This window comes from Micromonospora sp. HK10, from assembly GCF_000982955.1.
Classification (GTDB): Bacteria; Actinomycetota; Actinomycetes; order Mycobacteriales; family Micromonosporaceae; genus Micromonospora.
The window spans coordinates 39,426-64,175 of record NZ_KQ058714.1 but is presented as its reverse complement, the minus strand read 5'-3'; the positions used below and the strand labels follow the sequence as shown (position 1 = coordinate 64,175).

The following is a 24,750-nucleotide window of genomic DNA, read 5'->3' as shown; positions in this document are numbered from 1 at the left end:
GTAACGACCGGCGGCCCACCATCATTCCCCGGGGGGCCACACCCGCCGGGGCGGGGCGCTCTTGCTCGGCCGTTCACCCGTATACAACGACCCGCCCCCGCCAACCATTCCGCCACCCGGGTGCCGCCCACCACCCGAGAACCGGACAGACCGCACCGAACCGCCCAGCCCACGCAGGCCACCACCCCGTCGGTGGAACGCCATGGCTGTGTCCGGACCCGGGAGACACCCATGACGTTCCACTCACCATCGCCCAGCAGCCCAGCAGCCCAACAGCCCTGGCGACCGACGAGCGACGAGCCACCCAGCCACGAGCCACCCAGCCACGAGCCATGAGCGACGGAGCCGAGCCACGAGCCACGAGCCGCGAGCGACGAGCGGCGGGCGGCCGGCTCGCCCGGGACTCCCGGCACCCGGGCCCGCCGCGAACCCCGGCACGCCGTGCCGGTTTTGGGGCGCATGTCCGAACCGTGGCCTCAGAGGTGGTGGTCCGGTGGCGGTTGTGCTCGTTGATCCACTCCGATTGCGGCAAGTCGTGGTGTGAGTTGCGGTTGAAGGGCCGCTTTGCCGCATGCCGAGTTGATCAAGCCAGAGTCGGAGGGCGGCCGGCCCGTCGTCGACGCTGAGCGTTGGAGATCGTGGACGCCCCTCTGCGGTCATTAAGTCGACGAAGGGCCCCACCCCACCGGGAGCCGGGCACGGCGGGCCCCACCCCACCCCACCGCAACCAGCCACGCCGCTGACAGAGCGGCGAGGAGGAACCGGCGGTCAGGCGGCGGGCCAGTCCTGCGAGGCCAGACGCGGCGAGACCGCCCCGGGTGGGGCGGCCTCGAGCCAGGACAGAAAGCCGGTGACCGTGGATCGTGCCATCGCGATCTCGACCGGCGCGTGGTTGCTGGTACAGCGGAGGATCACCCAGTCGGCCGGCATGGAGAGGCGTTCCTGGCCCTCCGGGAGCCGCCGCCGCTCCACGGCGAGCACCTTGCGGGAGAGCACCCGCTTGGGTCGCAGGGCGAAGCTGAACATCCGGTACCAGCGGAGTTCGTCACCGACGAAACGGCCGAAGCCGGGTGACCAGCCTCGGCCGTCGAGCATCGTGGAGACCCGCACGCTGAGCCGGATGATGCCGCCGCTGCGGGTGAACAGGGCCCGCCGGATGAAGAGGATCAGGAGCGCCGCGATGACAACCGCGATGCCGATTCCGATCCCTTCCACGATCTCCATCGGCGGATCGGTTCAGCGCGCCGGAGTGGCGGGGGTGGCGCTTTCGGCGAGGACCGTGACGCCCGCACCGGTGACCGACAGGAACCCGCCGGCGACGTCGTACGCGACCTGCTGGCCACCGGCCTGCTTGATGCGGACCTGGCTGGGCTCGGCGAGCTGGCCGAGCAGCGGCGCGTGCCCCGGCAGCACACCCAGCTCGCCCTCGGTCGTCCGGGCGACGACCATCTCGGCCTCGCCGGACCAGACCTTCTCCTCGACGGCTACGAGCTCGACGTGAAGCTGCTGTGCCACGCTGTCTCCTTGCTGCGGCGGCGGGTGTGCCGAAAGTCTAGTCGTGGCCCCGACAGCCGCCCAAGGCGGGTGGCGAGAGCTGCGCCACGCTCAGCCGAGGGCCCCGGCGCGTGCCGGGGCCCGCTGGCGGTCAGACTAGCTGTTCTTCTGCTTGAAGTCGGGGTGCTCCAGCAGGAAGGCGTCGACCTGCCCGGTGCGGAGCGCCGCGAAGAAGTCCTCCACCGCCGGATCGAACCGCTCCCCCTTGTACGCCCCGTTGACCTCGATCGGCCCACCCGGCAGCTTGATCGTCTCGATCGAGTCGGCGCGGAGGCTCTTCAGGGCGAGGGCGAAGTCGACCACGCTGTTGCCCCGACCGTTGAAGATCAGGGACTGTCCGGCGGCGCGCAGCACCTTGTCGAGCTTGACCGGGTTGGTCACCACGTCGGCGCTGAACGCCTGGCTCACCATCGCCTTGACGAACTGCTGCTGGTGCCGCTGCCGGCCGTAGTCGGCGTCCGGCACGCCGTTGCGCGGGTAGCGCTGCCGGACGTAGTCGAGCGCCTGCCAGCCCTTGAGGTGGGCGTTGCCCTTCTTGTACTCGGCCTGCGGGCCGAGGTAGCCCCCGCCGCCGGGCCGGAGCTGGCGGGCGGTGCCGTCCGGCTGCAGGTGCTCGGACGTGACGTCCCGCTCGATGTACATGTCGACGCCGCCCATCGCGTCGACGATCTTCTTGAAGCCGGTGAAGTTGATGATCGCGCCGGCGTCGAAGCGCTTGATGCCGGTGACCTGCCGCACGGTCTCGGCGAGCAGCTCGAAGCCGCGGGCGGCGTCCGGGTTCTGGCCGGACACCCGGCTACCGAACGACATGGCGGCGTTCAGCTTGTCCGTACGCCCCGCGAAGTCGGCCTTGGGGAAGGCGGGGATCTTGACCCGCAGGTCCCGGGGCAGGGAGAAGAGGTAGCCGCGGTCCATCCCGGCCGGCACGTGCAGGATCATGATCGAGTCGGCGAGCGGCGGGGTTTCCGGCTTCCGCGGGTCGATGCCGACCAGGAGGATGTTCAGCGGACCCTTGATGTCGCTCTTCTTCTCGGTGGCGCCGGCCGCCTGGTCACCGAAGAGGTCGGCCTTGCCGACGGCACCTTCGTAGCGGTGCACCAGCGTGCGGTAGCCGACCAGGGTGCCGCCGCTGAGCACCAGGAGAACGACCCCGAAGACGGTGCACAGGCGCGCCCAGCGCGGGATCCCCCGCCAGACGGACCGCTTGTCGCCGTCGGCGCCACCCTTAGCCACGAGCATCTCCCATCGTCACGCCCACGACTGGTAGACGGGCGCAGGCAACGGTTCCGTTGCACAAGATCGACGTCCAGTACGTGAACGCGCCGTCACAAAACGGTACCGCGCAGTTCGCCGAACCGCTTGCCGAGGAAGCGGACATCTGCTAGCGACGAGGCCAGACGGGCGAAGGCCGCCCCGACATTCGTCGGGACGGCCTCCGGGAGTGTGACGGGGGACTCAGCCCTCCATCAGCTCCTTCGCCTTCTTCTCGAGGTCCTCGAGACCACCGCACATGAAGAACGCCTGCTCGGGGAAGTGGTCGTACTCGCCCTCGCTGATCTTCTTGAACGCCTCGATGGTCTCCTTGATCGGGACCGTCGAGCCCGGCACGCCGGTGAACTGCTCGGCGGCGTAGGTGTTCTGCGAGAGGAAGCGCTCGATCCGGCGGGCCCGGCCCACCGTGACCTTGTCCTCCTCGGAGAGCTCCTCGATGCCGAGGATCGCGATGATGTCCTGCAGGTCCTTGTAGCGCTGCAGGATCCGCTTCACCTCGGTGGCCACCTGGAAGTGCTCCTGGCCGACGAACTCCGGGGCGAGGATCCGGGACGAGGACGCCAGCGGGTCCACGGCCGGGTAGATGCCCTTGTCGGAGATCGACCGCTCCAGGTTGGTGGTCGCGTCCAGGTGGGCGAACGTGGTGGCCGGCGCCGGGTCGGTGTAGTCGTCGGCGGGCACGTAGATCGCCTGCATCGAGGTGATGGCCTGGCCCCGGACGGAGGTGATCCGCTCCTGGAGCTCGCCCATCTCGTCGGCCAGGGTCGGCTGGTAGCCCACCGCGCTCGGCATCCGGCCGAGCAGCGTGGAGACCTCGGAACCGGCCTGGGTGAAGCGGAAGATGTTGTCGATGAAGAGCAGCACCTCCTGCTTCTTCACGTCGCGGAAGTACTCCGCCATGGTCAGCGCGGAGAGGGCCACCCGCAGCCGGGTGCCCGGCGGCTCGTCCATCTGGCCGTAGACCAGGGCGGTCTTGTCGATGACGCCGGACTCGGTCATCTCGGCGATCAGGTCGTTGCCCTCACGGGTGCGCTCACCCACGCCGGCGAAGACCGAGGTACCACCGAAGTTCCGGGCCACCCGGGTGATCATCTCCTGGATGAGCACCGTCTTGCCCACGCCGGCGCCACCGAACAGACCGATCTTGCCGCCCTTGACGTACGGAGCGAGCAGGTCGATCACCTTGATGCCGGTCTCCAGCATCTCGGTCTTCGGCTCCAGGTCGGCGAAGGCCGGGGCCTTGCGGTGGATGCCCCAGTGGTCGTCCGGCGTGAGCGTCTCGCCCTCGGTGAGGTTGAGCACCTCGCCGATCGCGTTGAACACGTGGCCCTTGACCGCGTCGCCCACCGGCACGGTGATCGGCGAGCCGGTGTCCCGCACCTCGGCGCCGCGGACCAGACCGTCGGTCGGCTGCATCGAGATGGCGCGGACCATGTTGTCACCCAGGTGCTGGGCGACCTCGAGGGTCAGCGTCTTCTCGCCGCCGGAGAGCGTCACGTCCACGTGCAGGGCGTTGAACAGGGCCGGCATGGCGTCGCGCGGGAACTCGGCGTCGACGACCGGGCCGATGACCCGGACCACGCGACCCGTGGCCGTGCTGGTCTCAGCTGGTCCACCAGCAACTGCGGATACAGTCATCACACTTCACTTCCCGACGCGGCGAGCGCGTTCGCGCCGCCGACGATCTCGCTGATCTCCTGGGTGATCCCGGCCTGGCGGGCCGTGTTCATCTCACGGGTGTACTTCTCGATCATCTCTTCGGCGTTGTCGGTGGCGCTCTTCATCGCACGCCGCCGGGCCGCCGACTCGCTGGCCGCCGACTCGAGCAACGCCGCGTAGATCCGCGTGTTGATGTACTTCGGCAGCAGCGCGTCGAGCAGCGCCTCGGCCTCCGGCTCGAACTCGTAGGCCGGCAGCAGGCCCAGGCCCTCGGACCGCGGCCGGTCCTCGACCTCCATCGGACCGATGATCTTCGTTACCGGGGTCTGGGTCATCAGGGACTTGAACTCGGTGTAGACGATGTGCAGCTCGTCGATCCCGAGCACCCCGTCCGCCCCGGCGTCGCCGTCCACGTCGTCCGCGCCGGCCGAGAACGCCTTGATCAGCGTCTCGCCCACCTCGCGGGCGTCGGAGAAGCCCGGCTGCTCGGAGAAGCCCGTCCAGCTCGCCGCGATCTCCCGGTTGCGGAACCGGTAGTACGTCACGCCCTTGCGGCCGACGACGTAGAGCACCGGCTCCTTGCCGTCGGCCTGCAGCCGGGCGATCAGCGACTCGGCGGTCCGGATCGCGTTGGTGCTGTAGCCACCGGCCAGGCCACGGTCGGCGGTGACGACCAGGACACCGGCCCGCCGCACCCGCTCGCGCGGGGTGAGCAGCGGGTGGTCGATCCGCGCGTTCGAGGCCAGCGCGGTGAGCACGCCGGTGATGGCCGTGGCGTACGGAAGCGAAGCCTCCACCCGGGCCTGGGCCTTGGCGATGCGGCTCGTCGCGACGAGCTCCATCGCCTTGGTGATCTTCTTCATCGACTTCGCCGAGCGGATCCGTTGACGAAGAACGCGAACCTGCGCGGCCATCGTCAGCTCTCAGCCGGGCGGTCGGTCGCGCTGTCCCGGAAGCGGGTCACCGTCTCGCGGGTCTGCTCGCCCTCGAGCGGCGCGGCCGGGGCCTCGTTGAGCCGGGTCTCGTCCTCCTTGCCCAGGAAGACCTTCTTGAACTCGGTGATGGCCGAGTCCAGCGAGCCGATGATGTCGTCGTCCCACTTGTTGTCGGCGATCCCGGCCAGGACACCCTCGTGCTTGTGCCGCAGGTACTGGAGGAACTCCGACTCGAAGCGCCGGACCTCGCCCACCGGGATGTCGTCGAGCTTGCCCTCGACGCCGGCCCAGACGGAGACGACCTCCTCCTGCACCGGGTACGGCGAGTAGTTCGGCTGCTTGAGCAACTCGACCAGGCGGGATCCGCGCTCCAGCTGGGCCCGGGAGGCCTTGTCCAGGTCGGAGGCGAAGGCGGCGAACGCCTCCAGCTCGCGGTACTGGGCCAGGTTGAGCCGCAGCGAGCCGGCGACCTTCCGCATCGGCTTCACCTGCGCGGCGCCACCGACCCGGGACACCGAGGTGCCGACGTTGATGGCCGGCCGCACGCCCTGGTTGAACAGGTCGGTCTCGAGGAAGATCTGACCGTCGGTGATGGAGATGACGTTGGTCGGGATGAAGGCCGAGATGTCGTTCGCCTTCGTCTCGATGATCGGCAGGCCGGTCATCGAGCCGCCGCCCAGCTCGTCGGAGAGCTTGGCGCACCGCTCCAGCAGCCGGGAGTGCAGGTAGAAGACGTCACCCGGGTAGGCCTCACGGCCCGGCGGGCGGCGCAGCAGCAGCGACACGGCCCGGTACGCCTCGGCCTGCTTGCTCAGGTCGTCGAAGACGATCAGCACGTGCTTGCCGCCGTACATCCAGTGCTGCCCGATGGACGAGCCGGTGTACGGGGCGATGTACTTGAAGCCGGCCGGGTCGGACGCCGGGGAGGCCACGATGGTGGTGTACTCCATCGCGCCCGCCTCTTCCAGCTGGCCCTTGATCGAGGCGATCGTGGAGGCCTTCTGGCCGATGGCGACGTAGATGCAGCGGACCTGCTTCTTCGGGTCGCCGGAGCGCCAGTTGTCGCGCTGGTTGAGGATGGCGTCCAGGGCGACCGTGGTCTTGCCGGTCTTCCGGTCACCGATGATCAGCTGCCGCTGGCCCCGGCCGATCGGCGTCATGGCGTCGATGGCCTTGATGCCGGTCTGCAGCGGCTCGAAGACCGACTGCCGGGACATCACGTTCGGAGCCTGGAGCTCCAGCTCGCGGTAGCCCTCGTCGGCGATGTCGCCGAGGCCGTCGATCGGCTGGCCGAGCGCGTTGACCACGCGGCCGAGGAACGCGTCGCCGACCGGCACGGAGAGCACCCGGTCGGTGCGCTTGACCCGCTGCCCCTCCTCCAGGTTGGCGGAGTCACCGAGAACGACGACACCGATCTCCCGGACGTCGAGGTTCAGCGCCACGCCGAGCGTGCCGTCCTCGAACTCCAGCAGCTCGTTGGTCTTGGTCGAGGGCAGCCCCTCGACGTGGGCGATGCCGTCACCGGTGTCGGCGACGGTGCCGACCTCCTCGCGGGAGACGTCGGCCGTGTAGGAGGAGACGTAGCGCTCCAGGGCGCCGCGGATCTCCTCCGTCGAGATGGTCAGCTCGGCCATCCTCTGCTTCCTTAAGTATCTCAGGGCCCGGGATACCTAGTACCGGCCGGTCCGATGGCGACGAATCAGGTCTGCTCAGCGCTTCGCGAGCGCGTTGCGAGTCTCGTTCAGGCGGCGCAGGACGGTGCCGTCGTACAGGTCGGAACCGACCCGGACACTCACCCCACCGAGCACGCCGGGGTCCACCGTCTGCTTGACGGAGACCTCTCGACCGTACATCTCCGAGAGGCGGGCACCGAGGCGTCGCTCCTCCGCGTCATCCAGCGGAGCCGCCACGGTCACGTACGCGACCCGGCGGTCCCGTCGCTCGGCGGCCAGCTCGACCAGCCGGGTGAGCGCTCCGGTGAAGGAGCGCCCGCCGAAGCCGGCGAGCGCGACCCCGACGAGGTAGCCGGTGATCGGCCGGGCCTTGTCGGCGAGCAGCTGGTCGGCCAGGGTGGCCCGCTGCGCGACCGGCGCCATCTGGTCGGAGAGCACGTTGGACAGCTCCGGGGAGCCGGCGACGACCTGCCCGAAACGGAACAGCTCGTCCTCCACCTCGCCCAGCTCGCCGGCCTTGTCCGCGCTCGCCAGGAGCGCCTCGACGCCCAGCCGCTCGGTGCCGTCGAGCAGTTCCGACGGAGCCGACCAGCGGCCGGAGACCAACGAGACGAGCAGGTCGAGCGCGTCGGCGCCGATCTTGCCGCGCAGCATCTCGCTGAGCAGGCCGGCCCGATCCGACCCGGATCGGGCCGGGTCGGAGAGCGCCCGGCGCAGCCGCGGCTCGCGCCGCAGCAGGGCGGCGACGGAGAGGATGTCGTCGGCGGTGGTGGACACCGCCGACGGCTCCGCGCCGCGGGCGTACGCGTCGAGGCGGTCCGCCGCGACCTTGTACGACTCCCGGCTGGCGGCCTGCATCAGCGGGCCCCCGCGCTCTCGAGACCGCTCAGGAACCGGTCCACGGTGCCCTTGCGCCGCGCCTCGTCGGCGAGCGACTCACCGACGATCCTGCTGGCCAGGTCCACCGCGATGGTGCCGACCTCGGTGCGCAGCTCGCGCACGATGGTGGCCCGCTCGGCGGCGAGCTGCTCCTTGCCGGCGGCGATGATCCGGTCGGACTCCTCGCGCGCCTTCGCGAGGATGTCCTGGCGGATGCCCTCGGCGTCGGCCCGGGCGTCGTCGCGGATCTTGGCGGCGTCGGTACGCGCCTCCGCGAGCTGGGCCCGGTACTGCTCGAGCAGCTGGTTGGCCTCGGCCTGGGCGGCCTCGGCGCGCTTGATGCCGCCCTCGATCGCGTCGACCCGGGCCTGGAACGTCTGCTCCATGCGCGGGAAGACGAACTTCATCAGCACGAACGCGAGCACGATGAAGGCGATCCCACCGACCACGATCTCCTGCCAGACAGGGATGATCGGGTTGTGGGTCGACTCACCACCCTCCGGTGCGGCGAGGAAGTACATGGGAAACCTCCCGGTCAGAAGGGCTGGATCAGGCGGTGCCGGCCCAGATGAAACCGAAGGCGATGCCCAGCAGCGCCAGGGCCTCGATGACGGCGAAGCCGATCCAGACGTACGGGAGGGTCATCCGGGACGACTCCGGCTGGCGGGCCGTCGACTGGATGTAGGCCGAGAAGACCAGGCCCACGCCGATGCCCGGGCCGATGGCGGCCAGGCCGTAACCGATGGCAGCGGTGCTGCCCGTTACCTCGGCAAGGATGCTCATTACGGTTCCTCCTGGTTATCACGCGTGACGGTCACGCGGGACGACAACGGTTGGTGCGAAAGAACGGATCAGTGCTCGTCGGCGAGCGCGCCCTGCACGTAGCTGGCGGTCAGCACCGTGAAGACGTACGCCTGCAGACAGATCACCAGGAACTCGAGGAAGGTCAGCGCGACCGTCATCAGCCACGACAGCACCGAGACCGGCGCCAGCCAGGCGTTGGCGTTGAGCATGGCGAAGCCGCCGAGCGTGAAGACCAGCAGGATCATGTGGCCGGCGAACATGTTCGCGAAGAGACGGACGGCGAGCGTGAACGGCCGGAAGAGGAAGGTCGAGGCGAACTCGATCGGGATCAGGATCGGCAGGATGAACCACGGCGCCGGCGGGACCAGCGAGTTCTTGAAGAACTTGCCGAAGCCGTGGTGCCGGATGCCGACCCAGATGAAGAGCACGTAGCTGATCACGGCGAGGAAGGCCGGGAAGGCGATGTGCGAGTTCGGCGAGATCTGGAAGAACGGGATGATCGCGAACGCGTTCGTCAGCAGGACGAAGCAGAAGAGCGTGGTGAAGTACGGCGCGAACCGCACACCCTGGTGGCCGATCATGTCCACCGCGATGTTGTTGCGCACGAAGCCGTAGATCGACTCGGCGAGCCACTGCTTCTTGGTGGGCACCAGCTGCGGCTTCCGGTAGCTGGCCAGGAAGTAGATGATCAGCACGCCGACGGCGATCCACACCATCGCAGTGATCTTCGTGAACCAGAACGAGTTCTCCGCACCCCAGGGCAGGATGCTGGGCAGGTAGAAGTCTCCCACGCCGGGTGGGAATTCCGCCTGGCCCTGAGCCAGGACGTTCGCCTGTCCGAACACCGCGTCCCTTCCTAAGTAGGCGTGCCCAGTCGGCGGACGACCAGGACGATCCCCCCAGCCATACCGAGCACGACCCCGACGCCGGTGGCGATACCGCCGGTGTCGAGCCAACGGTCGACCAGCCAGCCGATGAAGCCCCAGACCGCCATGCCCCCGATGAGGTACGAGAGCGCGGTCCAACCCTGACCGGCACCGGACGGAGAGTCGCCCGGGCCGCCAGTGTTGGGGGGTTTCTGGTCACCGGCCATGACGGGGCGAACGATATCAGTCGAGGAGACGAGGCTGTGCCTCACCCCCCGCACAACCTGGTTGTGTGGGACACGGGTGGGCGAAGTCGTCTCGAGGCACGCTACTCCCCCCTCGCCACTGAGAGAATGACCGATCGCGGACACACCGGCGCGCCGTCCGAAGGATGGGACGGTCAGTTGTGGACCCGGCGGGCGTGGACCGTGCTGAGCCACCAGACGTGCACCCCGGTCCAGACCACCACGCCCGCCGCGATGCCCAGGCAGAGGGGGATCAGACCCGACCAGCCGGTCGAGGCCACCAGCACCATCACCGCGCCGAGCAGGCTCATCTTGGCGACGTAGACGCCCACGCCGAACGGCAGCACCAGCTGCGGGTCGCGGGCGTCCGCCCAGGCCAGCACGACGGTGGTGAGGGTGTAGCTGGCCACGGTGAGGGCCACCCCGGCCGCCGCGCCCAGCGCGCCGGCCGGGCCGTGGGTCACCCCGCCGGCCACCGCGGCGAGCGCCGCCAGCACCGCCGACGCCACCAGCAGCACCGGCAGGTGTCGCAGCCGCCAGCCACGGTCCGCGGCCGCCTCCGCCGCGCGCGTCCCCGGCTCAGCCACGGGGGTACGCCGGAAAGGCGGTGACCAGCTCGGTCACCTCGGCGGCCACCCGGGTCAGCTCGTCGGCGCCGCCGGGGGACTCCGGATCGGTCCGGACCGCCCGGGCGATCAGCGCGGCGATCCGGCGCATCTCGCCCTCCCGCATGCCCTGGGTGGTGACGCTCGGGGTGCCCACCCGGATGCCGGAGGCGACCATCGGCTGCTGCGGGTCGTACGGGATGGCGTTCTTGTTGAGGGTGATCCCGGCGGCGTCGCAGCGCGCCTCGGCGGCCGCGCCGGTCACGCCCAGCTCGCGCAGGTCGATCAGGGCGAGGTGGGTGTCGGTGCCGCCGGAGACCGGCCGCATCCCCTCCTCGGTCAGCCCGGCGGCGAGCGCCTGCGCGTTGCTGACCACCTGGGCGGCGTACGTCCGGAACTCGGGCTGGGCGGCCTCGCGCAGGGCGACCGCCTTGGCCGCCACGGCGTGCATCAGCGGGCCGCCCTGGCTGAACGGGAAGACCGCCTTGTCGATCCGGGACGCCAGCGACTCCCGGCAGAGGATCATGCCGCCGCGCGGGCCGCGCAGCACCTTGTGGGTGGTGCAGGTGACGACGTCGGCGTACGGCACCGGGGAGGGCACGGCCCGGCCGGCGACCAGCCCGATGAAGTGCGCCGCGTCCACCATCAGGTACGCGTCGACCTCGTCGGCGATCTCCCGGAACCGGGCGAAGTCGATCAGCCGCGGGTACGCCGTCGCGCCGCAGATGATCATCTTTGGCCGGTGCGCCCGGGCCAGGTCCCGGACCTCGTCGTAGTCGATCAGCTCGGTGTCGGGCCGGACGGTGTAGCCGACCGGATGGAACCACTTGCCGGAGAAGTTCACCCGGCTGCCGTGGGTGAGGTGGCCGCCGTGCGGCAGGTCCATCGCCAGCACCGTGTCGCCCGGCTGCACCAGCGCCGCGTACGCGGCCAGGTTGGCGCTGGCCCCGGAGTGCGGCTGGAGGTTGGCGTGCTCGGCGCCGAAGAGTTCCGTCGCCCGGGCGATGCCGATCTCCTCGGCCCGGTCCACCTCGGCGCAACCGCCGTAGTAGCGCCGGCCCGGGTAGCCCTCGGCGTACTTGTTGGTCAGGGTGGAGCCCAGCGCGGCCAGCACCGCCGGCGAGGTGAGGTTCTCGCTGGCGATCAGTTGCAGGCCGCCGCGCAACCGCGCCAACTCCCCCAGCACCACCCCGGCGATCTCCGGATCCACGGTGCTGAGCTGCTGGAAGTCCGGCCCCCAGAAGGTTTCCCTCGCGTTCTCCACAACGAGGGAGTCTACGGAGCCGCACACTGGAGACCGTGAGATGCCTGGTCACCGGAGCCACCGGCTATATCGGCGGGCGGCTCGCGCCCCGGCTGCTCGCCGAGGGGCACACCGTACGCTGCCTGGCCCGCAAGGCGGGACGGCTGCGGGACGTGCCATGGGCCGGACAGGCCGAGATCGCCGAGGGCGACCTGCGGAAGCCGGCGACGCTGCCGGCCGCCTTCGCCGGCGTGGACGTGGCGTACTACCTGGTGCACTCGCTCGGCCAGGCCGGTTTCGAGGCGGCCGACCGGGAGGCGGCGACCAACTTCGCGGCGGCCGCCCGCGCGGCGGGCGTACGCCGGATCGTCTACCTGGGTGGGCCGGAGCCGGCGGCGGACCGCGGGGTGCCGTCGCCGCACCTGCGCTCGCGCGCCGAGGTCGGCCGGATCCTTCTCGGCAGCGGGGTGCCGACCGCGGTGCTCCGGGCCGCGGTGATCATCGGGTCCGGTTCCGCCTCGTTCGAGATGTTGCGCTACCTGACCGAGCGGCTGCCGGCGATGGTCACCCCGCGCTGGGTACGCAACCGGATCCAGCCGATCGCGGTCCGCGACGTGCTGCGCTACCTGGTCGCCTGCGCCGACCTGCCGGCCGAGGTGAACCGGGGCTTCGACATCGGCGGGCCGGACGTGCTCACCTTCCACGACATGATGCAGCGCTACGCGCGGGTGGCCGGGCTCCCCCGGCGGGTCATCCTGCCGGTGCGGCCGCTGACCCCGTCGCTCTCCTCGCTCTGGGTCGGGCTGATCACCCCGGTGCCCAACGCGATCGCCCGACCGCTGGTGGAGAGCCTGGTCCACGAGGCGGTCGCGCACGAACACGACATCGCCCGGTACGTGCCGGACCCGCCCGGCGGGCTGACCGACTTCGACCAGGCCGTCGCCCTGGCGCTGGCCAAGGTGCGCGACGCCCAGGTGGAGACCCGCTGGTCGACGGCGAGCGGGCCGGACGCCCCGGCCGAGCCGCTGCCCAGCGACCCCGCGTGGTCCGGCGGCAGCGCGTACACCGACCTGCGGGAGCGCGCGGTGGCGGCGCCGGTTGCGGCGCTCTGGCGGGTCATCGAGGGCGTCGGCGGCGAGCACGGCTGGTACTCGTTCCCGCTGGCCTGGTCGGTGCGCGGCTGGCTGGACCGGCTGGTCGGCGGGGTGGGGCTGCGCCGGGGCCGGCGCGACCCGCACCGCCTCCAGGTCGGCGAGGCGCTGGACTTCTGGCGGGTGGAGGAGATCATTCCCGGCGAGCTGCTGCGGCTGCGCGCCGAGATGCGGCTGCCCGGCCGGGCCTGGCTGGAGATGCGGGCCGAGCCGGACGGCGACGGCGGCAGCCGCTACGTGCAGCGCGCCGTCTTCCTCCCGCACGGCCTGGCCGGCCACCTCTACTGGAAGTCGGTCGCCCCGTTCCACGCGGTCGTCTTCGGCGGCATGGCCCGCAACATCGCCCGGGGCGCCACCCACCCCGGCTCCTGACCCGACTGCCGGCCCGGCGTCAGTCGCCGGCGCCCGCGCGGTCCGGCGCGGCGCCCCGGCGTCAGTCGCCGGTGCGCGGGGCGGTCGGGCGCGGCGCCCCGGGCGTCAGTCGCCGGTGCGCGGGGCGGTCTGGCGCAGCGCCACGCTCTGGCTGGGCGGCACGAAGTCCCGGACGGGCTCGTCGCGCAGGGCGTACCCGAGCAGGCGGCCCACCGCCTCGATCTGCCGGACCTGGACGCCCCCGCCCACCGCGTCCCGGGTGTCGTCCGGGTTCGCGGCGATGGTGGCGACGGCGAGCTGCGGGGTGAAGGCCACCACGGTCTCGGTGGCGTTCTGCTCGGAGCTGCCGGTCTTGCCGGCCACCGGGCGGCGCAGCCCGGGCGCCAGTTCCTCGGCGGTGCCGCCGTCGCAGCCCCGGTACATCGACTGCCCGCCCACCGGGCAGCGGGCCGCGTCGGCCGCCGCCCGGGCCACGTCGGTGTCGATCACCTGCCGGCAGTCCGGGCCACCGGCGGCCACCGTCCGACCCGAGCTGTCGGTGATCGAGGCGATCGGCGTGGGCCGGCACCAGGTGCCCTCGGCCGCCACCGTGGCGTACGCGTTGGCCAGGTCCAGCGGGGTGGTGGCCGCGACGCCCAGGGTGAACGCCCCCCAGTTCTTCGCGCCGTCGCGGGCCAGCCGGGCGTCGTCGGGGGCGCGCAGCACGATGCCGAGCCGCTGCGCCATCTCCACCACCCGGTCGGCGCCGACCCGCTCGGTGAGCCAGGCGAAGTAGGTGTTCACCGACCGGCCGAACGCGCTCCACATGGTGCGCCGCCCGTCCATCCAGGTGGGGTTGGCGTTGGCCGGGCACCAGTTGCCACCGCAGTTCGCCGGCCCGCCGTCGACCGGGTACTGGGTGACGTAGACGCTCGGCGCGTCGAAGTCGGTGGCCAGTGGCAGCCCGGACTCCAGCGCGGCCAGCATGGCGAAGAGCTTGAAGGTGGACCCGGCCTGGTAGCCGACGATGCCGTTGCCCCCGGCCACCAGCTGGTTGACGGTGTTCGGGTAGTTCTGCTGCCCGGCCGGGTTGGCCGCGACGCTGTAGTTGCGGTTCACCGCGAGGGCCAGCACCCGGCCGGTGCCGGGCTGCACCACCGCGGTCGGGGCGGCCCGCTCGTTGCTCTTCGGGTAGATCCGCAGCACCTGATCGATCGCCTCGGCCTGCACATCCGGATCGAGCGAGGAGACGATCTTCCAGCCGCCCCGGCGCAGGGTCCGCTGCCGCTCGTCGACCGAGGAGCCGAACGCGGGCTGGGCGTTCCACCACTGGGTGAACCAGTCGCAGAAGAAGCCCCAGTCGTTGTGCGCGGCGGGCACCGCGGTGCAGTCGTTCGGCGTGGCGCTCGGGGTGAGCCGCAACTGCTCGGCCTTCGCGGTGGCGGCGGTGGCCGCGTCCAGCTGCCCGGTCTCCGCCATCCGGTCCAGCACGTACGCCCGGCGGGCCAGCGCCGCGTCGGCGTCGCCGTTGATCGGGTCGTCGGTGTCGGGCGAGCGGACCAGCCCGGCCAGCAGCGCCGCCTGGGCCAGCGTGAGCTTGGCCGGCGTGGTGGAGAAGTAGCGCTTGCTGGCCGCCGCGATGCCGTACGCCCCGGCGCCGAAGTAGGCGATGTTCAGGTAGCGGCCGAGGATCTCGTCCTTGCTCAGCCGGCGCTCCAGGGCCAGCGCGTACCGCATCTCGCGGATCTTGCGACCGGCGCTGATCTCGGTGGCCCGGGCCCGCTGCGCCTCGGTCAGCCGGGGGTCACCGGCCAGCGCGTTGCGGACGTACTGCATGGTCAGCGTGGAGGCGCCCTGCCGGGTGCCGTCGCGCCGGTTGGCCGTGAAGGCCCGCACCACGCCGCGCACGTCGACGCCGTGGTGCTGGTAGAAGCGGACGTCCTCGGCGGCCACGATGGCCTGCCGCATCACCGGCGCCACCTCGTCGACCGGCACGTCCACCCGGTCCTCGACGTAGAACGAGGTGATCAGGGTGCGGCCGTCGCTGGCGTACAGGTTGGAGCGCTGGGCCGGTTCCGGCGCCTTCAGCGACTCCGGCAGCGCCGTGTAGGGCATCAGGTTCTTGAAGCCGATCCCGAAGACCAGCGCGGCCGGTAGGGCGGCCGCCGCGAGGGCCATTCCGGCGAGCACGCCGGCGAGCAGAACGGTGAACAGCTTGTTCAGGTGGGCCCGGTTCATCAGCTCTCCCCGCAGGAGCCGGCCGTACGGACCCGTCCAGAATGACCGCAATGAGGGCTTTCGCCGCCAAATGCGCAGGAAGTTCGCGAGAAAGGATGAACGTCAGGGCAACAGGGCGGCGGCCAGCGGCTGCACCGTCTCCTCGATCTCGTCGGCCACCCGGCTGAAGCACTGGTCGCCGCGCCCCCACGGATCGTCCAGGTCATCGGTGGGCAGCGTGCCGGCCCCCTCGCGGGCCGCGTCCGCCGCCGCCACCAGGGCCACGCCGCGGGCGTACACCCCCTCCGGGGTCGCCTCCGCCGGCGGCAGCCCGTCCGTCGCCAGCGCGCCCAGCAGCCGGCCGAACTCACCGAGCACGAAGGTGCGGGGGGCGGCGTCCGGGCGCAGCGCCACCACGTACTCCTGCTGGTCGGCGGTCGCCGTGAGGACCAGGTCGGCGGCGTCGATCAGGTCCGACCGGAGCTTGCGGGCGGCGAACCCGGCCACGTCGCCGCCGCGCGCGGTGACCTGCCGGGCCGCCGGCGGGTTCATCTCCTCGCCGGCGTGCCAGCCACCGGTGCCCGCGCTGTGGCTGTGCACCAGCGCGTCGGCGCCGCCCGCGTCGACCCCCAGCCGGCCCAGCCGTTCGCGGACGGCCAGCACCAGCAGCCGCTCGGCCATCGGGGAACGGCAGATGTTGCCCATGCAGACGTGCAGGACGGTGAACGGCGGCACTCAGACCCCCCGCTCGTCGAGGATGTCCGGCACCACGTCCCGCAGCTTCTCCAGCGACACCGCGCCCTGGCGCAGCACCCGGGGCACGTCGCCGGTGAGGTCGACGATGGTGCTCGGCACCGGATCCAGCGCCGGCCCGGCCTCCAGGTACGCCCGCACGCCGTAGCCGAGCTGGTCGCGGGCCTCCTCGGCGGTGAGCGCGGCCGGCTGGCCGACCTTGTTGGCCGAGGCCACCGCCATCGGGCCGGTCTCCCGGAGCACCTCCAGCGCCACCGGGTGCAGCGGCATCCGGACCGCCACCGTGCCGGACGAGTCGCCCAGGTCCCAGGCCAGGCTCGGGGAGTGCTCCACCACGATGGTCAGCGCGCCCGGCCAGAACGCCTCGACCAGCTCACGGGCCGAGCGGGGCAGCGAGAAGACCAGGCCGTCGAGGGTGTGCCGGGACCCGATCAGCACCGGGGGCGCCTGCCGGGTGCCCCCCTTGGCGTCCGCGAGCGCCTTCACCGCGTACGGGGTGAAGGCGTCGGCGCCGATGCCGTAGACCGTGTCGGTCGGCAGGACGACCAGCTCACCGTTCTTGACCGCCTCGATCGCAGCGGCGATGCCGCGGTCCCGGTCGGCGAGGGACCGACAGTCGTAGAGCATCACGAGGAGCCAGTCTGCCACGCCGGGGCGGGGTCGGCGTGCCGGCCGTCCGCCCGGCGGGACGCGGTGGCGAAACGTGCCCGGTCGGCCAGGTCGCGATGCTCCTCGACCCGCTCGTACCGGCCGTCGGCGGCGAGCAGCGCAGGCACCGTCGCGCCGTGCGTGTCGTCGTGCTCGACGCCGAGCGCGCCGCCCGGGCGCAGCAGCTCGGCCGCCCGGGCCAGCACCGGACGGATCACGGCCAGCCCGTCCGCCCCGCCGAAGACCGCCTCGTCGGGGTCGTGCCGGGCCACCTCGGGCGGGACGGCCACCGCGCGTGGCACGTACGGCGGGTTGCAGAGCAGCACGTCGACCCGGCCGACCAGGTCGGCGAGCAGGTCCGGTGCGGTGACGTCGGCCGCGACCACCTCGATCGGGGTGTCCCCCGCGGCGGCCCGGTCGGCGGCGTTGCGGCGCAGCCAGTCCAGCGCCGCCGGGGACCGCTCCACGGCCACCACCCGCGCCGCCGGCAGCTCCTGGGCGACGGCCAGGGCGATCGCGCCCGAGCCGCTGCACAGGTCCACGACCAGGGGCGCGGTCAGCGGCCCGGCCTGCTCGATCCCCCAGCCGGCGAGCAGCTCGGTCTCCGGGCGGGGCACGAAGACCCCCGGCCCGACCGCCAGCTCCAGATGCCGGAAGCCGGCCGTGCCGGTGAGATGCTGAAGGGGTTCCCGGGCGGCCCGCCGCTCGACCAGGGCGGCCAGCCGGTCGCGCTGCGCCGGGCTGAACCCGTCGGCCAGCGCCAGCCGGCCGCGCGGCACGTCCAGCACGTACGCGGCCAGCTGCTCGGCCTCGGCCCGGGGCGCCTCGACGCCGGCGGCGGCGAGTGCCCGGGCGGCCCGGGCGACCACCGATGAGGGACGCTCGCCTTCTGTCCCTTTGGACGGGTGTTGCGGGAGGGAGGTCACGACATAATCATGAAACGTCGCGGGTCACAGCACGAGCGGGTGCGGCCGGAGGCACACCGACAGGGAGGTCGCAGTGGGCTGGCTCGACCGGGTCGCTGACCAGGTTGACGCCCTCCGGCGGGCGCGCGCCTTGCAGGAGGCGAGCCGCTCCGCGGAGGCGTGCGTCCTGCTGGACCGGGTCATCCGCACCACCACCGACCCGTGCGCCCGGGCCGACGCGCTGGTCCAGCGCCTCTCCGCCCTGATCAACCTCGGCCGGACGGCCGAGTTCACCCGGGCCATCGAGGAGGCCTCCGCCGCCGTCCGGGACCTGTCCGAGCCCTACCTGCACGGGCATCTCAACGCGCTGGCCGCGCTCGCCGCGCACCACCAGGGGGCGCTGGACCGCTGCGTCACCCACCTGGTGAAGGCGGCCCGGGCGCTCACCGCCGACGACGACCCGGACCGGGACACCGCCTGGGGCTGGCACGACCTGGCGATGGCCTACTCCTACCTGAGCTTCCACGGGCACGCCCTCGGCGCGATCGAGCGGGCCCGCCAGGTCGGGCTCACCGCCGGCATCCCCGAGGAGACCTTCGCCGCGCCGGGCATCCGGCTGCGCAACGCGGTCGCCCTGGACCACAACGGCGACAGCGACGGCTGCCTGCGGGTGCTGCGCGACGTGGCCGGCGACCTGAGCCGCTTCCTGCGCGACGGGCGGGCCGGCAACCTGCGGCCCAGCAGCCTGGCCGCGTACGGGTACGCGGCCTCCCGGCGGGCCGCCCTGGGTGACCGGACGGAGTCCGGCACCGACGCCGACCCGGCCCGGCTGCTGGCCCACGGTGGCGACAGCGCCCGCGCCCGTGACCTGCGCCAGTTCGGCCAGGTCTGCCTGGCCGTGGCGGACGGCCGGCCGATCGAGGCGGTCGCCCGACTGGACACCATCCGGGTCTCCGAGGAGACGCTCGGTGCCGCCGAGGCGCCCCGGCTGCGCAGCATCGCGCTGGCCCGGGCCGGCGACCACGCCGCCGCGCACCGGGCCGACCGGCACGCGTTCCGGCTGGCGGCCCAGCGCAACGACCGGCTGCGCGACGTCTACATCGACGGCATCGCCGCCCGGATCGACCACGAGGAGATGCGCCGGGAGGCCGCCCGGTACGAGGGCGAGGCGCTGACCGACCCGCTGACCGGCCTGCCCAACCGGCGCCGGCTGGAGCGCTACATCGGCGCCGTGGTGGCCCGCGGCGACCGGGTGGTGATCGGCGTCTGCGACCTGGACGGCTTCAAGGCGGTCAACACCCGGCACGGCCACCACTCCGGCGACCTGGTGCTGCAGCGGATCGCCGGGGTGATCAACCGGGTGATGCGGCGCGGCGACTTCGTGTCCCGCTACGGCGGCGACGAGTTCGTGGTGGTGCTGCCCGAGACGGGCATGACGGAGGCGGCCGAGGTGGCCCGCCGGATCCAGGCCGCGGTGCGGACCGAGGACTGGGAGTCGCTGGTGCCCGGCACCCCGGTCGGGGTGAGCATCGGCTTCGCCGAGGTGAGCGGCGGCTCCGGGGTGAGCGTCCGGGAGGCGCTGGGCACCGCGTTCGAGCTGGCGGACCGGGAGATGCTGCGGGCCAAGGACCGCCTCCGCGCCAGCTGAGCGCGGGCCCGGGGCGGCGGCGTCCGCGCCGGCCGGGCGGCGGCCCCGGGTCAGCGGCGGGTCAGCTCCGTCTCGCCGGCCAGCCGGGCGGCGCGGTCGGCCTCGGACAGGGCGTCGAGCACGCCGTCCAGCTCACCGGCCAGGGCCAGATCCAGGTTGTACGCGGTGTAGCCGATCCGGTGATCGGTGATCCGGTTCTGCGGGAAGTTGTAGGTGCGGATCCGCTCGGACCGGTCCACCGTGCGCACCTGCGCCTTGCGGGCGTCCGAGGCGGCCGCGTCGGCCTGCTCCTGGGCCGCCGCGAGCAGCCGGGCCCGCAGGATCCGCAGGGCCTGCTCGCGGTTCTGCAGCTGGGACTTCTCGTTCTGGCAGGAGACCACGATCCCGGTCGGTACGTGGGTGATCCGGACCGCCGAGTCGGTGGTGTTGACCGACTGCCCGCCGGGTCCCGACGAGCGGAACACGTCGATCCGCAGGTCGTTCGGGTCGATGGTGACGTCGACGTCCTCGGCCTCGGGCAGCACCAGCACGCCGGCGGCGCTGGTGTGGATCCGGCCCTGCGACTCGGTGACCGGGACCCGCTGCACCCGGTGCACGCCGCCCTCCCACTTCAGCCGGGACCAGACGCCGTTGCCGGCCTCCGGCACCCCCTTGGTCTTGATCGCCAGGGAGACGTCCTTGACGCCGCCGAGGTCGGAGTCCTGGGCGTCGATCACCTCGGTGACCCAGCCGTGCCGTTCCGCGTACCGGGTGTACATCCGGAGCAGGTCGCCGGCGAAGAGCGCCGACTCCTCACCGCCCTCGCCGGCCTTGATCTCGACGATGACATCCTTGGCGTCGTGCGGGTCGCGGGGGATCAGCAGCTCCGCCAGCCGCTCCTCCAGCGCCGGCAGGGACGCCGCCAGCGCCTCCGCCTCGGTGGCGAACGCCGGGTCCTCGGCGGCCAGCTCCCGGGCCGCGGCCAGGTCGGCTCGGGCCTGCTCCAGCTCGCCGGCGGCCTTGTGCAGCGGGACCAGCTCGGCGTAGCGCCGGCCCACCCGCCGGGCGGTGCCCTGGTCGGCGTGGATGGCCGGGTCGGCCAGCCGCCGCTCCAGCTCGGCGTACTCGTCGAGAAGGGCGGCCAGGCGCTCACTGCTCATGCTGCGGGTGCTCCTTCGGCGACGCGGTGGACCGGAACAGGCGGGCGGAAACGGACGAACGCCCGTGCCCGGCAGGAGCCGGACACGGGCGTCGTCGACGGAGCTACTTGGCCTTCTTGGCCTGAACCTTGGCGTACTTCTGCTGGAACTTCGCGACCCGACCGGCGGTGTCCAGCACGCGCTGCTTACCGGTGTAGAACGGGTGGCAGGCGCTGCAGGTCTCGACGCTGATGGCGCCGCCCTTGGCGGTGCTGCGGGTCGTGAAGGAGTTACCGCAGGAGCAGCGGACCTCGGTGGTCACGTACTCCGGGTGGATGTTGGGCTTCATGTCGCCTCGGTCCTTTCGTCGGTGGTCGCCGGGTCGCCGTCGGGCGTCCCGTCGTGGTGCGACGGGACTCGGGCGTGAACCGGAACCGGTGGCCGATTGACCAGTGTGCCACGGGCGTCCGCCGACTCGACGAGCGGCCCACACAGCAGGTCCGGCAGGCGCAACGCTCACCTCCCGCCCCGCATTCCCGCCCGGCTCCCGGGCATTCGTCCGCCGGGGTGCCCGGCACGGGACGAACGGGAGGTGTGGCGTGTTCCGCCTGATCGCGACCCGGGGGCTGCCCGCACACCCGTCCGGCGGGCTCCTCCCCCAGGTCGAGGAGCCCGCCGGCGGGCGGGCCGGCCCCGGGGACGCGGGCGGCACCCTCCGCGTCACCGGGGCCGGGCGTCAGGCGGCGGGCGCCTCCGCCGCCGCCAGGGTCACCGTCGCCTGGGCGCGGACGCCGTTGACGGTGACCGCGAGCAGCACCTGGGCGCCGGGCCGCAGCGCGGTCAGCCGCCCGGTGGCCGGGTCGAAGCGGGCCACGTGCCAGGGCTTCACCCCGCCGGCGCCGCCGATGTACAGGTTGGGCGAGCCGGACCAGTCGGCGCTGACCGGCGCGGCCACCGGGACGGTCCGGCCGCTGGGCTGGGTGAGCGTCGCGGTGACCAGCGCCGGGGCACCGACCGTGACCTCGGCCGGCGCGGCCAGGTCGAGCCGGTCCAGGTGGGCGTGGAACTCGGCCGCCACCCACTCCGGTCCCTCGGCCAGCGGGTCCCGCCGGGCCCGCTCGGCCTCCTGCGGGCTCACCGGGTCCACGCCGAACTCCGTCCAGCCGGTGAAGCCGCCCAGCTGGGCCGGGGTGGACGGGTCCTTGCCGGAGTTGCCGTTGATCACGTACGGCACGCCGTCCACCCGGTCGGCGTGGAAGGTGCCGACGTGCCCGTTGACCATCAGCGCGCCCTTGCCGGTGCGGTGCTGGAAGTCGGCCAGCCACTGCTCCACCAGCGCCGCCTCCTTGCGGTCGAGGAGCTGGCTGGCCTTGGCCGGGCTGGGGTCGCGGGGCGGGTGGTGGAAGAGCACCGCCACCGAGCCCACGGCCGGGTCGACGGCCGCCGCGTCGAGCGTGGACCGCAGCAGTTCCACCTGGTCGAAGCCGCCACCGCGGAGCGAGCCGGTGGCCGTGCTCAGCGTGACGAACCGGGTGCCCCGGTGGTCGAAGACCCGGGAGGTGTCGCCGAAGACGGCCGCGAAGTTCCCGATCGGGGCGCCCATGATCTCGTGGTTGCCCGGCACGTAGTAGTACGGCAGCTGCCCGCCCAGTTCCTCGTCGAGGATCCGCTTGGCCAGCGCGAAGTCGGCCGGATAGGCGGTGTCCACGAAGTCCCCGTCGATCACCAGGAAGTCCGGCTTCGCCGCCTTGACCTCGCGGAGCGTACGGCGGGCCTGGGCGACCAGGTCGCTGTCCGGGTTCGCGGCCACGAACTGGGCGTCGGAGAGCACCGCGAAGCGCCACGGCGCGCCGTCCACCGTGCCGTCGCGGAGCACCACCCGGTCGGTGCGGTTCGCCTCCTCCGGCGCCTGGAGGGCCGGCGGGATCCGGGCCACCAGGTCGTCGATGACCACCTCGCTGCGGTACTGCTTGGCCGGATCGGTCTCGGCCACGTAGAACCGGCGCACCCGCACCGGGTACTGCACCCCGGCCGGGACGGCGAACTCGACGTAGCGCCAGCCGGTCCAGGTGAGGTACGGGCCGCGGAGCACGAACTGGGTGTCCTGGGCGTCGTGCAGGTGCAGGCTGGGCCACTCCCCCGTGCCGTTGCTCTTGATCCACATGCCGAACGCCTGCGGCTGGCCGGGCACGTCGATCCAGGCGGGCGGGTCGGCGTACGCGGCCCGGGTGCCGGTGGACTGGCTGAAGTCGTACGACATCTTCAGGCCGGTGCCGGTGTGGCCGTCCGCCGGGGCGACCGAGCCGGCGGCCCGGGCCTGGCTGAACGTCCAGGACGCCGCGTCGTCGAAGCCGGCCACCGGCACGTCGGTCAGCCCGACGGTCACCGGCAGCACCGTGGTGGTCCCGCCCACGGTCACCGTGACCAGGGCGGAGCCGCTGTCGACGCGGGCCCGCACGTCGAGGTTGCCGTCCGGCCGCGGGGTGATCTCGAGCAGGTCGTGGTCGTACGCCAGGCGCAGGTCGGCCGGCTCGATGGGCGCGGTGTTGCCCTCGGCGTCGTAGCCGACCACACCGAACAGGCCGCTGTCGCCGGCCTGGTTCAGGCCGAGCCGGTCCACGGTGGCGTCGATCCGCTCCAGCGGGCCGAGCACGGTCAGCGCGATGCTGCCGCGCGGCTTCCCCCGGGAGGCGGTGACGGTGGCGTGGCCGGGCCGGCCGGCCCGGAACACCCCGGCGTCGTCCACCCGGCCCTGGGCGGCCGGGGTGGCCCGCCAGTGCGGCGTGCCGGCGGCCGGCCCGTACGTCTCGTCGTAGCCGGCGGCGGTGAGCCGGCGGGTGAGGCCGGGGAAGACCCGGTCGGGCCGGCCGCCGCGCACCGGGGCGACGCCCGGCGCGGCGGTCGGATCGCTGGCGGTCTCCACCCAGAAGCCGGTGAGCCGGCCGCTGCCCTGCGGCGCGTAGATGGCCAGGCCGTTGGGGACCGGGCGTTCGGTGCCGTCGGACGGGCTGTTCTCCACCTGGACCGTGGCCGCGCCGGGCTCCCGGGCCAACAGGGTCGAGGAGCCGCCGCCGTCGAGGTTCAGCGCGTTCCACGCGCCGAGCTCCCGCATCATCCGGCCCATCTCGGTCTGGGTCACGCCCCGGCTGTCCACCTGCCGGCCGTCCACCGTCAGCATGATCATTTTCCGTCCGTCGGCGGAGAAGCCGACCGAGGTACGCGGCGCCAGGCTGGGGTCGGCGACGTCCTGCACGACCCCGTCGCGGACCAGCACGCTGCCGCCGCCGACCGCGGCGCGCGGGCTGCTGCCGTCGGCGGCCTTCGGCCGCCAGGTCAGGTCCACCGGGTCGCCGGGGCGCAGCGCGGCGAGGGCGTCCGCCCCCGCCTCCCGGCCGAGCAGCACCGTGCTGCCGGCCGGGATCGGGCCCGTCCCGGCCGTGCCGGCCACGGTCGCGACCCGTCCGCCGGTCACCGTCACCTCGACCGTCCGGGCCGCGCCCTCCACCGCCCGCCCCCGGGAGTACGTCCCCCAGAGCGGCGTGAAGACGCCCACCCCGTCGCGCTGCACGATGTTGTTGAACTGAGTCAGCGGCACCGGGCCGGCCGGCAGGGCGGCGCTGCCCTCGAAGCCGATCTGGACGATCCGGCCCAGCCCTTCGGCACTGATCGCGGCGGCGTTGGTGTGGCCGGCGACCGGCGACTGGATCAGCTCGCCGGAGCGGATGCCGATGCCTTGCGCCGCACCGGAGGCGTTGATGTCGAAGAAGTCGCCGTTGACCGCGGCGACCGCCCGGGAGCGGTCCACCGCCGCCCGCAGCGGCTCGTCCCGGGTGACCGCGCCGGAGTTGACGTAGTCGACGGTGACGCCCCCGGAGAGGTCAGCGGTGAGCGCGTCGGCGCGCAGCCAGCCGGCGGCGTCGTACCGGTCGAAGGAGGTCAGTTCGAGGCCGGGGGCAACCGGGCGGGTGGCCTTCGCGGTCTCCAGGCCACCAGCCGGCTCGAGGCCGCCGGCGGTGGCGGTGGCGGCGGCGGCCGGGCTGGCCAGGGTGACCGCGGTGTCGGGTCGGGAGGAGGCGGCCGGCGCGTCCTCGGCCGGCGTGGCGGTACCGACCGGGGGCGCGGCGACGGCGGCCGGTACGGGTCCGGCCAGCGTGAGCACCGGTGTCAGCAGCAGGACGCCGGCGAGACGGGCGGTTCGACTGCGGGTACGCATGGACGACAGTC

General features: G+C 72.8%; 22 protein-coding genes. 2 read left to right on the top strand and 20 right to left on the bottom strand.

What is annotated here, in order from left to right:
- Window positions 1–768: 768 nt before the first annotated feature.
- From LQ51_RS06760 to glyA, 13 genes are all read right to left on the bottom strand, one after another.
- A complete protein-coding gene (locus LQ51_RS06760; protein ID WP_046563811.1) occupies window positions 769–1,224 on the bottom strand; it encodes a DUF2550 domain-containing protein in 456 nt (151 codons plus the stop codon).
- Between the two features lie 12 nt (window positions 1,225–1,236).
- Window positions 1,237–1,515: a F0F1 ATP synthase subunit epsilon gene (locus LQ51_RS06755; protein WP_046563810.1), complete on the bottom strand. Its 279-nt coding sequence runs from the start codon at window positions 1,513–1,515 to the stop codon at window positions 1,237–1,239.
- A 135-nt stretch (window positions 1,516–1,650) separates the two neighbouring features.
- Window positions 1,651–2,793: an LCP family protein gene (locus LQ51_RS06750; RefSeq protein WP_046563809.1), complete on the bottom strand. Its 1,143-nt coding sequence runs from the start codon at window positions 2,791–2,793 to the stop codon at window positions 1,651–1,653.
- A gap of 216 nt (window positions 2,794–3,009) precedes the next feature.
- Window positions 3,010–4,464: a F0F1 ATP synthase subunit beta gene (gene atpD / locus LQ51_RS06745; RefSeq protein WP_046563808.1), complete on the bottom strand. Its 1,455-nt coding sequence runs from the start codon at window positions 4,462–4,464 to the stop codon at window positions 3,010–3,012.
- Window positions 4,464–5,399 (bottom strand): F0F1 ATP synthase subunit gamma, encoded by a 936-nt coding sequence (locus LQ51_RS06740; protein WP_046563807.1) that lies wholly within the window; start codon window positions 5,397–5,399, stop codon window positions 4,464–4,466. The genes atpD and LQ51_RS06740 overlap by 1 nt, the downstream gene beginning before the upstream one ends.
- A 2-nt stretch (window positions 5,400–5,401) precedes the next feature.
- Window positions 5,402–7,054, bottom strand: coding sequence for a F0F1 ATP synthase subunit alpha (gene atpA, locus LQ51_RS06735; RefSeq protein WP_046563806.1), 1,653 nt, complete (start codon window positions 7,052–7,054; stop codon window positions 5,402–5,404).
- A gap of 75 nt (window positions 7,055–7,129) precedes the next feature.
- A complete protein-coding gene (locus tag LQ51_RS06730) occupies window positions 7,130–7,951 on the bottom strand; it encodes a F0F1 ATP synthase subunit delta (RefSeq protein ID WP_046563805.1) in 822 nt (273 codons plus the stop codon).
- Window positions 7,951–8,493 (bottom strand): F0F1 ATP synthase subunit B, encoded by a 543-nt coding sequence (locus LQ51_RS06725; protein WP_046563804.1) that lies wholly within the window; start codon window positions 8,491–8,493, stop codon window positions 7,951–7,953. The genes LQ51_RS06730 and LQ51_RS06725 overlap by 1 nt, the downstream gene beginning before the upstream one ends.
- A 28-nt stretch (window positions 8,494–8,521) precedes the next feature.
- Window positions 8,522–8,755 (bottom strand): ATP synthase subunit c family protein, encoded by a 234-nt coding sequence (locus LQ51_RS06720; RefSeq protein WP_046563803.1) that lies wholly within the window; start codon window positions 8,753–8,755, stop codon window positions 8,522–8,524.
- Window positions 8,756–8,823: 68 nt separating this feature from the next.
- Window positions 8,824–9,621 (bottom strand): F0F1 ATP synthase subunit A, encoded by a 798-nt coding sequence (gene atpB / locus LQ51_RS06715; RefSeq protein WP_046563802.1) that lies wholly within the window; start codon window positions 9,619–9,621, stop codon window positions 8,824–8,826.
- Window positions 9,622–9,632: 11 nt separating this feature from the next.
- Window positions 9,633–9,869, bottom strand: coding sequence for an AtpZ/AtpI family protein (locus LQ51_RS06710; protein WP_046563813.1), 237 nt, complete (start codon window positions 9,867–9,869; stop codon window positions 9,633–9,635).
- A 173-nt stretch (window positions 9,870–10,042) separates the two neighbouring features.
- A complete protein-coding gene (locus LQ51_RS06705) occupies window positions 10,043–10,474 on the bottom strand; it encodes a hypothetical protein (RefSeq protein ID WP_046563801.1) in 432 nt (143 codons plus the stop codon).
- On the bottom strand, window positions 10,467–11,756 hold the full coding sequence (gene glyA, locus LQ51_RS06700; RefSeq protein ID WP_197087547.1) for a serine hydroxymethyltransferase: 1,290 nt from the start codon (window positions 11,754–11,756) through the stop codon (window positions 10,467–10,469). Before glyA ends, LQ51_RS06705 begins: the two co-directional genes overlap by 8 nt.
- Before the next feature lie 35 nt (window positions 11,757–11,791).
- Between glyA and LQ51_RS06695 the strand changes: the two genes are divergently transcribed.
- Complete coding sequence (locus LQ51_RS06695; protein ID WP_046563799.1) at window positions 11,792–13,258, top strand: SDR family oxidoreductase; 1,467 nt, start codon at window positions 11,792–11,794, stop codon at window positions 13,256–13,258.
- Window positions 13,259–13,363: 105 nt separating this feature from the next.
- Here the strand turns inward: LQ51_RS06695 and LQ51_RS06690 are convergent, their stop codons facing one another.
- The 4 genes from LQ51_RS06690 to prmC form a co-directional block, all read right to left on the bottom strand.
- Window positions 13,364–15,475, bottom strand: coding sequence for a transglycosylase domain-containing protein (locus tag LQ51_RS06690; RefSeq protein WP_046563798.1), 2,112 nt, complete (start codon window positions 15,473–15,475; stop codon window positions 13,364–13,366).
- Between the two features lie 102 nt (window positions 15,476–15,577).
- Window positions 15,578–16,189 carry an arsenate reductase/protein-tyrosine-phosphatase family protein gene (locus LQ51_RS06685; protein WP_046563797.1) on the bottom strand — a complete coding sequence of 204 codons (612 nt, stop codon included), beginning with the start codon at window positions 16,187–16,189 and terminating at the stop codon, window positions 15,578–15,580.
- A complete protein-coding gene (locus tag LQ51_RS06680) occupies window positions 16,190–16,834 on the bottom strand; it encodes an L-threonylcarbamoyladenylate synthase (RefSeq protein WP_046563796.1) in 645 nt (214 codons plus the stop codon). It abuts the gene before it with no gap.
- Window positions 16,834–17,724, bottom strand: coding sequence for a peptide chain release factor N(5)-glutamine methyltransferase (prmC, locus tag LQ51_RS06675; protein ID WP_046563795.1), 891 nt, complete (start codon window positions 17,722–17,724; stop codon window positions 16,834–16,836). Before prmC ends, LQ51_RS06680 begins: the two co-directional genes overlap by 1 nt.
- Window positions 17,725–17,854: 130 nt before the next feature.
- Here prmC and LQ51_RS06670 point away from each other — a divergent pair, with 130 nt between their 5' ends.
- Window positions 17,855–19,408: a GGDEF domain-containing protein gene (locus LQ51_RS06670; protein ID WP_046563794.1), complete on the top strand. Its 1,554-nt coding sequence runs from the start codon at window positions 17,855–17,857 to the stop codon at window positions 19,406–19,408.
- 50 nt (window positions 19,409–19,458) lie between these two features.
- Here LQ51_RS06670 and prfA read toward each other — a convergent pair whose 3' ends face one another.
- From prfA to LQ51_RS06655, 3 genes are all read right to left on the bottom strand, one after another.
- A complete protein-coding gene (prfA, locus tag LQ51_RS06665; protein WP_046563793.1) occupies window positions 19,459–20,547 on the bottom strand; it encodes a peptide chain release factor 1 in 1,089 nt (362 codons plus the stop codon).
- A 103-nt stretch (window positions 20,548–20,650) separates the two neighbouring features.
- Complete coding sequence (gene rpmE, locus LQ51_RS06660; RefSeq protein WP_046563792.1) at window positions 20,651–20,875, bottom strand: 50S ribosomal protein L31; 225 nt, start codon at window positions 20,873–20,875, stop codon at window positions 20,651–20,653.
- Window positions 20,876–21,262: 387 nt separating this feature from the next.
- On the bottom strand, window positions 21,263–24,739 hold the full coding sequence (locus LQ51_RS06655) for a phosphodiester glycosidase family protein (RefSeq protein WP_046563791.1): 3,477 nt from the start codon (window positions 24,737–24,739) through the stop codon (window positions 21,263–21,265).
- Between the last annotated feature and the right edge of the window lie 11 nt (window positions 24,740–24,750).